The organism is Burkholderia sp. HMSC10F09, assembly GCF_001806955.1.
Classification (GTDB): Bacteria; Pseudomonadota; Gammaproteobacteria; order Burkholderiales; family Burkholderiaceae; genus Burkholderia; species Burkholderia multivorans.
In genome coordinates this window covers 1-8,636 of sequence record NZ_KV786594.1, presented here as the reverse complement: position 1 = coordinate 8,636, position 8,636 = coordinate 1, and the positions used below count along the sequence as shown (strand labels likewise).

Genomic DNA, 8,636 nt, shown 5'->3' with positions numbered 1-8,636 from the left:
GTCCGTGCAGGCGAGCGCGCCGGTTGTCGCGACGCCGCCGGCAAATCGCGGCGAACCGATCGACTGGCGGCCGGCTGCACTGGCCGGCGCGGCCGTCGTCGTGCTCGCGGGCGGGCTCGTGTGGCGCAAGCGCCGCAAGCATCGTCACGCCGAGGCGGTAGCGGCCGGTGCCGCGGACGACGCTTCGCCGTCGGCCGAGCAGGCACTGCCGATCGAACCTGAGACGCCGGTGTCGCGCGACGTGGTGTCGGACGTGAATTTCGCGGCCGTTGCTTCGGCAGCGGCGGAGGCGGTTGCGCCGACGAACGAGGTCGCGTCGACGCCGGAAGCGCCGAAACCGGAAGCGGGGAAACCGGAAGCGGCGAAACCGGAAGCGGCGAGACCGGAAGCGGCGAGACCGGGAGCGGCGAATCCGGAAGCGGCGAATCCGGAAGCGGCGAAACCGGAAGCGGCGAAACCGCTAGCCTCGAACCGGGAACCGACGAGCCCGGAAGCGACGAACCCGCTCTACGACCGGCCGCAACCGTCTTCGTCCGTCGAACCGGCCCGCCCGACGGACGGCGCACCGCTACCGCACGACGCGAAACCGGCCTTCGACGCCGAACCGTCCGCACCGCTCGCGTCCTCCGTCCCGGTCGCAGATGCCGCCGCGCTGTCGACTACCGATCCGCAACACGCTGCGCTGATGCAGAACGCAATCACGGCGCTCGGCAGTCTCGACATGCCGCTGCCGCCGCGCGCGGCGGGCGAGACGTCGCCATCAAGCGACGATGCGGAAGCCGCCCATATCGCAACTAACGGTCAAACCGCGCCGCGCCCGCCAGTTGGCGCGAACGATACGTCTACCGAACATCCGGCCGACCACGAAGACGAGCTCGAATGGGACGACGACGCGCCGCATGCCGACACGTCCGCGCGCCCGGCCGCGCCGTCGCCGCTGTCGCCGCTCGGCGGCGCGCAGTTCGGCGCGCTGAATCTCGATTTCGACCTCGACCTGCCGTCGGCGCCGGGCGCGGAGCTGCCTGCGCTGACGCCCGAGGAGCTCGCGCGCATCGCACGCAACAAGCTCGATCTGGCGGCCGAATATGTGGAACTGGGCGACCTGTCCGGCGCACGCGCGCTGCTGCAGGAAGTGGTCGACGCGAACGATGCGGCGACGCGCGACGATGCGCGCGCGATGCTCGCGAAACTGTCGGAAGACGCGTGATGCGGATCGCGCTGGGCATACAGTACGACGGCGCCGCGTTCTGCGGCTGGCAGGCGCAGCCGCACGGCAACACGGTACAGGACGCGCTCGAGCGCGCGCTTGCGGAGTTCGCGCGCGTGCCGCTGCATACGACGGTCGCGGGGCGCACGGACACGGGCGTGCACGGGCTCGGACAGGTCGTGCATTTCGACACCGAGCTCGACCGCGCGGACTTCTCGTGGGTCCGCGGCACGAACGCGTTTTTGCCGCCGACGGTCGCCGTGCAATGGGCGAAGCCGATGCCGGACGCGTTCCACGCGCGCTTCTCCGCATTCGAGCGCACCTATTACTACGCGTTGTACGTGCATCCGGTGCGTTCGCCGATGCTCGACGGCCGCGCGGGCTGGGTCCACACGCCGCTCGACGAGGACGCGATGCGCGCCGCCGCCGCGCATCTGCTCGGCGAGCACGACTTTTCGGCGTTCCGTTCGTCGGAATGCCAGTCGAAGACGCCGGTGAAGCATTTGTACGAGATCGACATCCGCCGCGTCGGACACTTCCTGCATTTCCGGTTCCGCGCGAATGCGTTCCTGCATCATATGGTGCGCAACCTGATGGGCTGCCTCGTCGCGGTCGGACGCGGCCGCTATCCGGCCGACTGGGTCGCCGACGTGCTGGCCGGCCGCGACCGCAACCGCGCAGCGCCCACCTTCATGGCCGACGGGCTGTATCTCGCGCACGTCGGCTACCCGGCGGAATTCGCCGTCCCGCCCGCGCAGCTCGGCAGCGTGCCGTGGAGCAGCGTCTGGGCCGACCTGGACCCGCAACCATGAACGATCCCGTTTCTTCCCGCTCGCCCGTCGAATCCGCCGTGCCGCCGCGCACGCGCATCAAGCTGTGCGGGCTGTCGCGCCCGGACGACGTGCTGCATGCGGCCGCGCTCGGCGCCGATGCGATCGGCCTCGTGTTCTACGCGAAAAGTCCGCGCGCCGTGACGATCGCGCAGGCGGCCGAGCTCGCGCGGCTCGCGCCGCCGTTCGTGTCGGTGGTCGGGCTGTTCGTGAACGCGACGGCGGCCGAGATCGAAGCGGTCGTACGCGACGTGCCGCTCACGCTGCTGCAGTTCCACGGGGACGAAACGCCGGAGCAGTGCGACGCGCTCGGGCGTGCGGCGCGTCTGCCGTGGGTGCGCGCGGTGCGCGTCGGGCCCTCGACGCAATCGGCCGATTTGGTAGAATCGTCACTTCATTACTCGAAAGCGCGCGGCCTCCTGTTCGACACACTGGTGCCGGACTACGGCGGCAGCGGCAAGGTCTTCGATTGGTCACTTATTCCCGCAGAGCTCGCGCGTCGGGCCGTTTTGAGTGGTGGCTTGAACGCGCAAAACGTCGGTGACGCGATCCGCCAGCTGCGTCCATTCGCTGTCGATGTCTCGAGCGGCATCGAAGTGGAGGGCGCAAAGGGCGTGAAGGATCACGCCCGAATGGCGGCGTTCGTGCGCGCGGTGCGCGACGCGGACGCCCGGTGATGCCAGCCGGTGCGACTCCCACAGCGGGGCGCACCGACCGATCGAGAGTGACACATCATGTACAACCTTCCTGACGATCGCGGCCACTTCGGCCCGTATGGCGGCGTGTTCGTCGCCGAGACGCTGATTCACGCACTGGACGAACTGCGCGGCGCGTACGCGAAATACCAAAACGACCCCGATTTCGTCGCCGAGTTTCAGCGCGAACTGAAGCACTTCGTCGGCCGTCCGTCGCCGATCTATCACGCGCAGCGCTGGAGCGACACGCTCGGCGGCGCGCAGATCTATCTGAAGCGCGAGGATCTGAACCACACCGGCGCGCACAAGATCAACAACGTGATCGGCCAGGCGCTGCTCGCCAAGCGCATGGGCAAGAAACGCGTGATCGCCGAGACGGGCGCCGGCCAGCACGGCGTCGCCACGGCGACGATCTGCGCGCGCTTCGGGATGGAGTGCGTCGTCTACATGGGCGCCGAGGACGTGCGCCGCCAGGCCGCGAACGTGTACCGGATGAAGCTGCTCGGCGCGACCGTCGTGCCGGTCGAATCGGGTTCGCGCACGCTGAAGGACGCGCTGAACGAGGCGATGCGCGACTGGGTCACGAACATCGAGAACACGTTCTACATCATCGGCACGGTCGCGGGCCCGCATCCGTATCCGATGATGGTGCGCGACTTCCAGCGCGTGATCGGCGACGAATGCAAGGTGCAGATGCCGGAACTCGCCGGCCGCCAGCCGGACGCGGTGATCGCCTGCGTCGGCGGCGGCTCGAACGCGATGGGCATTTTCTATCCGTACATCGACGATGCGTCGGTGCAGCTGATCGGCGTCGAAGCCGCGGGCGACGGCCTCGACACCGGCCATCATGCGGCCTCGCTGATCGCCGGCAGCCCGGGCGTGCTGCACGGCAACCGCACCTATCTGCTGCAGGACGACAACGGCCAGATCATCGAGACGCATTCGGTGTCGGCGGGCCTCGACTACCCGGGCGTCGGTCCCGAGCACGCATGGCTGAAGGACAGCGGCCGCGCTCAGTACGTCGGGATCACCGACGAAGAGGCGCTGAAAGCGTTCCACGACTGCTGCCGGATCGAGGGCATCATCCCCGCGCTCGAGTCGAGCCACGCGATCGCGTATGGCGTGAAGCTCGCGCCGACGTTGCCGAAGGACAAGATCCTGCTCGTCAATCTGTCGGGCCGCGGCGACAAGGACATGCATACGGTCGCCGAGCGATCGGGCATCACGCTCTGACGGTCCGATGCGCGAACTGATCGAAGAGCCGGGCGGCGGTGCCGCGGCCGACGAACCGGCGGCGCAGGCCGCCGCCGTCGCGCCGCGCGCGCTGCCGCCCGGGATCGAACTGCACAACCGCGATTTCCTGACCGAGGCCGCACGGCTGCCCGACGCGTCGATCGACCTGATCGTCGCGGATCCGCCGTACGGGCTCGGCAAGGACTACGGCAACGACTCGGACAAGCGCTCGGGCGACGCGTTTCTCGGATGGACGCGCGAATGGCTCGAACTCGCGATTCCGAAGCTCAAGCCGAGCGGCTCGATGTACGTGTTCTGCACGTGGCAGTACGCGCCGGAGATCTTCAGTTTCCTGAAGACGAAGCTCACGATGATCAACGAGATCATCTGGGACCGCCGCGTGCCGAGCATGGGCGGCACGACGCGCCGGTTCACGTCGGTGCACGACAACATCGGCTTTTTCGCGGTCTCGAAAGCGTATTACTTCGATCTCGATCCGGTTCGCATCCCTTACGACGCCGATACGAAGAAGGCCCGCTCGCGCAAGCTGTTCGAAGGCAGCAAGTGGCTGGAGATGGGCTACAACCCGAAGGACGTCTGGTCGGTCTCGCGCCTGCACCGGCAGCACGCGGAGCGCGTCGATCATCCGACCCAGAAGCCGCTCGAAATCATCGAGCGGATGGTGCTCGCGAGCTGCCCGCCGGGCGGCCGCGTGCTCGATCCGTTCATGGGCAGCGGCACGACCGCGGTGGCCTGCGCACGGCAGGGGCGCGACTTCGTCGGCTACGAGATCAACGAAAGTTACTGCGCGATCGCGCGCGAGCGCGTGCATGCGCTCGCGGCGCAGGCGTGCGCATGACGCACGCCGCCGCATCGCCGGTCGCACACTTTGCACGGATCCGGCCGGGGCGCTGACGCGCCGCGTCCGGATCGACACAGGAAAATTGCCATGTCGCGTATTCAGCAGACCTTCGCCGCACTCGCCCAGCAGGGCCGAAAGGGCCTGATCCCGTTCATCACGGCCGGCGACCCGGATCCCGCGAAAACGGTCGAATTCATGCACGCGCTCGCCGCCGGCGGCGCGGACGTCATCGAGCTCGGTGTGCCGTTCTCGGACCCGATGGCCGACGGCCCGGTGATCCAGCGCTCGTCGGAACGCGCGCTCGCGCGCGGCGTCACGCTCAAGCACGTGCTCGCCGACGTCAAGCGCTTTCGCGAGACCAACCAGACGACGCCCGTCGTGCTGATGGGCTATGCGAATCCGATCGAGCGGCACGGCGTCGACGCGTTCGCGGCCGACGCGCGCGCGGCGGGTGTCGACGGCGTGCTCGTCGTCGACTATCCGCCCGAAGAAGCGGCCGCGTTCGCCGAGAAAATGCGTGCGGCCGGCATCGATCCGATCTTCCTGCTCGCGCCGACGTCGACCGACGCGCGCATCGCGGAAGTGGGCAAGATCGCGAGCGGCTACGTGTACTACGTGTCGCTGAAGGGCGTGACCGGTGCCGGAAATCTGGATGTTTCGAGCATTGCGGGTAAAATCCCGGCCATCAAGTCGCGCGTGCCGGTTCCGGTGGGCGTCGGCTTCGGCATCCGCGACGCCGAAACGGCACGTGGGGTGGCCGAGGTGTCGGACGCCGTCGTGATCGGCAGCCGCCTCGTTCAGCTGCTCGAAAGCGCTGCGCCGGAAGGTGCCGTCGCCGCGCTGCAGGCCTTCATTGCAGAGCTGCGCGCCGCGCTGGACGGCGCGGCGAAGACGGCGCGATAACCAACAACACAGGAAGCGGAGCGGGCCGCACGGCCCGTCCCGCCACGGAACAGGAAACCATACGATGAGCTGGCTCGACAAACTGTTGCCGCCGAAGATCAAGCAGACGGACCCGAAAAGCCGCAAGGGCATTCCGGAAGGCCTGTGGGTCAAGTGCCCGTCCTGCGAGGCCGTGCTGTACCGCAACGACGTGGACGCGAATCTGCACGTCTGCCCGAAGTGCGATCACCACATGCGCATCGGTGCACGCGAGCGTCTCGATGCGCTGCTCGATCCGGAAGGCCGCTACGAGATCGGCCAGGAAATCGTGCCGGTCGACTCGCTGAAGTTCAAGGACAGCCGCAAGTACCCCGACCGTCTGAAGGAAGCGATGGACGAAACGGGCGAAACCGACGCGATGGTCGTGATGGGCGGTGCGATCCACACGCTGCCTGTCGTCGCCGCATGCTTCGAGTTCTCGTTCATGGGCGGCTCGATGGGGTCGGTCGTCGGCGAACGCTTCGCGCGCGGCGCGCAGAATGCGCTCGAACAGCACGTGCCGTTCATCTGCTTTACCGCATCGGGCGGCGCGCGGATGCAGGAAAGCCTGCTGTCGCTGATGCAGATGGCCAAGACCACCGCGATGCTGACCAAGCTGTCCGAAGCGAAGCTGCCGTTCATTTCGGTGCTGACCGATCCGACGATGGGCGGCGTGTCGGCGAGCTTCGCATTCCTCGGCGACGTCGTGATCGCCGAGCCGAAGGCGCTGATCGGCTTTGCGGGCCCGCGCGTGATCGAGCAGACGGTTCGCGAGAAGCTGCCGGAAGGCTTCCAGCGCGCCGAGTTCCTGCTGAAGACGGGCGCGATCGACATGATCGTCGACCGGCGCAAGATGCGCGACGAGATCGCGCAACTGCTCGCGCTGCTGCAGCGACAACCGGCCGACGCGCTCGCCTGAGCGCAGCGCCCGGCATGAACCGCGCGCGTCGCCCGACCGGTCCGTCGGGCGGCGCGCTTCGTTTTTCGGCGTAGTGACGGTACCGATCCAGATTTGATCCGATGAGCACTTTTCCCACCCTCGACGCGTGGCTCTCGCACCTCGAGCGCGCACACCCGGTCGGCATCGACATGGGCCTCACCCGCATCGGGCAGGTCAAGGCGGCGCTGCAGCTCGAATTCGCGTGTCCGGTGATCACGGTCGGCGGCACGAACGGCAAGGGGTCGACGTGTGCGTTCCTCGAGACGATCCTCGTGCGCGCGGGCTATAAGGTCGGCTGCCATACGTCGCCGCATCTGCTCGAATTCAACGAACGCGCGCGCGTGAACGGCGAGGTCGTCAGCGACGCGGAACTGCTGCCGCATTTCGAGGCCGTCGAAGCCGCGCGCACGTCGCTGCCGGAGCCCGTCTCGCTCACGTATTTCGAATTCACGACGCTCGCGATCCTGCATCTGTTCGCGTCGCGCGGGCTCGATGCGGTGATCCTCGAAGTCGGCCTCGGCGGCCGGCTCGATGCGGTCAACATCATCGACACCGACTGCGCGATCGTCACGAGCATCGACATCGACCACACCGAATATCTCGGCGACACGCGCGAGAAGATCGCGTTCGAGAAGGCCGGAATCTTCCGTCCGGGCAAGCCGGCGATCTGCGGCGATCCCGCTGCGCCGCAGACGCTCGTCGATCACGCGGCCGCGATCGGCGCCGATCTGTGGCTCGTCGGCCGCGATTTCCGCTACGAGGCGCAGCCGGGCGCGGAGCGCCAGCAGTGGAGCTACATCGGCCGCGACAAGCGCTATCCGGCGCTCGCGTATCCGGCACTGCGCGGCGCGAATCAGCTGATCAACGCGTCCGCGGCGCTGGCCGCGCTCGAGGCGTTGCGTCCGCAACTGCCGGTGTCCGCGCAGGACATCCGGCTCGGCCTCGCGAACGTCGAGCTGCCCGGTCGCTTCCAGGTGCTGCCCGGCAAGCCGGCGATCGTGCTCGACGTCGCGCACAACCCGCATGCGGCGGCCGTGCTCGAGCAGAACCTCGGCAACATGGGCTTCTTTCCGTACACGTACGCGGTGTTCGGGGCCATGCACGACAAGGACATCGACGGCGTGCTGCGTCACCTGAAGGGCGAGATCGACCACTGGTGCGTGACGGATCTGCCGCTGCCGCGCGCGGCCAGCGCGGAGCAGCTCGAAGCGGCGCTGCGCAATGCCGGCGTGCAGGACGGGCCCGATTCGAGCGTCAAGCGCTACGCGTCGCCGGCCGACGCGTTTAGCGATGCGCTAAAAAGAGCATCCGAGAATGATAGAATCGTGGTTTTCGGCAGTTTCCATACGGTTGCCGGCGTGATGGCCTACCGTAAATCGCAGCAACACTGACTGACGGGCAGTTTCGGACTCAGCCATTCATGGGAATTTTCTCGTTCGGCAAGAAAGACGACGACGCGCCCACCCGGCGCGGCGGTCGTACCGGGGCCTCCCGGACCGTGCGCACCGAGCGCACTGAACGCGTCGAGCGACGCTCGCGCCGTACCGAGCGTCCGGAATCGGACGCACTGCTCCTCGATCCGACCCTTCCAGAAAAGCAACGCGCGCGCCGTCGTCTCGTAGGCGCGATCGCCCTCGTCGTCGCGGCGGTGATCGTGCTGCCGATGGTGCTCGATTCGCATCCGAAGCCGGTCACCGACGACATCGCGATCGACATTCCGAACCGGCCCGCGCATCAGCCGGCCGCGTCGCGCGACGACGATGCGGCCGACGTGCAGGCCGGCGTCGCGCACGACGAGCCGCCGGCGTCCGAGGCCGTTGCGGCTGCACCGGCCCCTGCGCCGAAAGCGGCTGCGAAACCGGCCCAGAAACCCGATACTACCGCGACGGCGAGCGTGACGCCGCCGAAGGCCGCGGCACCGGCCGCGCCTACGCCGGCCGCGCCTAAG

8 protein-coding genes and 1 pseudogene are annotated in these 8,636 nt (G+C 68.1%); all 9 read left to right on the top strand.

Annotated elements, in window-relative coordinates; all coding sequences use genetic code 11:
* Nucleotides 1-1,207 (top strand): FimV/HubP family polar landmark protein (locus HMPREF3115_RS06565; protein WP_305367003.1); only part of this gene is annotated, 1,207 nt, incomplete at its 5' end.
* Nucleotides 1,207-2,019, top strand: a complete 813-nt coding sequence (gene truA / locus HMPREF3115_RS06560) for a tRNA pseudouridine(38-40) synthase TruA (RefSeq protein WP_035948243.1) — start codon at nucleotides 1,207-1,209, stop codon at nucleotides 2,017-2,019. The genes HMPREF3115_RS06565 and truA, both read left to right, overlap by 1 nt.
* Entirely contained in the window at nucleotides 2,016-2,714 is a 699-nt protein-coding gene (locus HMPREF3115_RS06555) for a phosphoribosylanthranilate isomerase (RefSeq protein WP_053298794.1), read from the top strand. Before truA ends, HMPREF3115_RS06555 begins: the two co-directional genes overlap by 4 nt.
* Nucleotides 2,715-2,771: 57 nt before the next feature.
* Nucleotides 2,772-3,965 (top strand): tryptophan synthase subunit beta, encoded by a 1,194-nt coding sequence (gene trpB / locus HMPREF3115_RS06550; RefSeq protein ID WP_006399587.1) that lies wholly within the window; start codon nucleotides 2,772-2,774, stop codon nucleotides 3,963-3,965.
* Nucleotides 3,966-3,972: 7 nt separating this feature from the next.
* The gene (locus HMPREF3115_RS06545; RefSeq protein ID WP_006404015.1) at nucleotides 3,973-4,824 is read left to right on the top strand and encodes a DNA-methyltransferase; all 852 of its coding nucleotides are present in this window, start codon (nucleotides 3,973-3,975) and stop codon (nucleotides 4,822-4,824) included.
* Nucleotides 4,825-4,914: 90 nt separating this feature from the next.
* A complete protein-coding gene (gene trpA, locus HMPREF3115_RS06540) occupies nucleotides 4,915-5,730 on the top strand; it encodes a tryptophan synthase subunit alpha (RefSeq protein ID WP_070553802.1) in 816 nt (271 codons plus the stop codon).
* A gap of 64 nt (nucleotides 5,731-5,794) precedes the next feature.
* The gene (accD, locus tag HMPREF3115_RS06535; protein ID WP_006399590.1) at nucleotides 5,795-6,667 is read left to right on the top strand and encodes an acetyl-CoA carboxylase, carboxyltransferase subunit beta; all 873 of its coding nucleotides are present in this window, start codon (nucleotides 5,795-5,797) and stop codon (nucleotides 6,665-6,667) included.
* Between the two features lie 101 nt (nucleotides 6,668-6,768).
* Nucleotides 6,769-8,079, top strand: coding sequence for a bifunctional tetrahydrofolate synthase/dihydrofolate synthase (folC, locus tag HMPREF3115_RS06530; RefSeq protein WP_070553800.1), 1,311 nt, complete (start codon nucleotides 6,769-6,771; stop codon nucleotides 8,077-8,079).
* A 29-nt stretch (nucleotides 8,080-8,108) separates the two neighbouring features.
* Nucleotides 8,109-8,636, top strand: a pseudogene (locus HMPREF3115_RS06525) (sporulation protein); the annotation flags it as partial.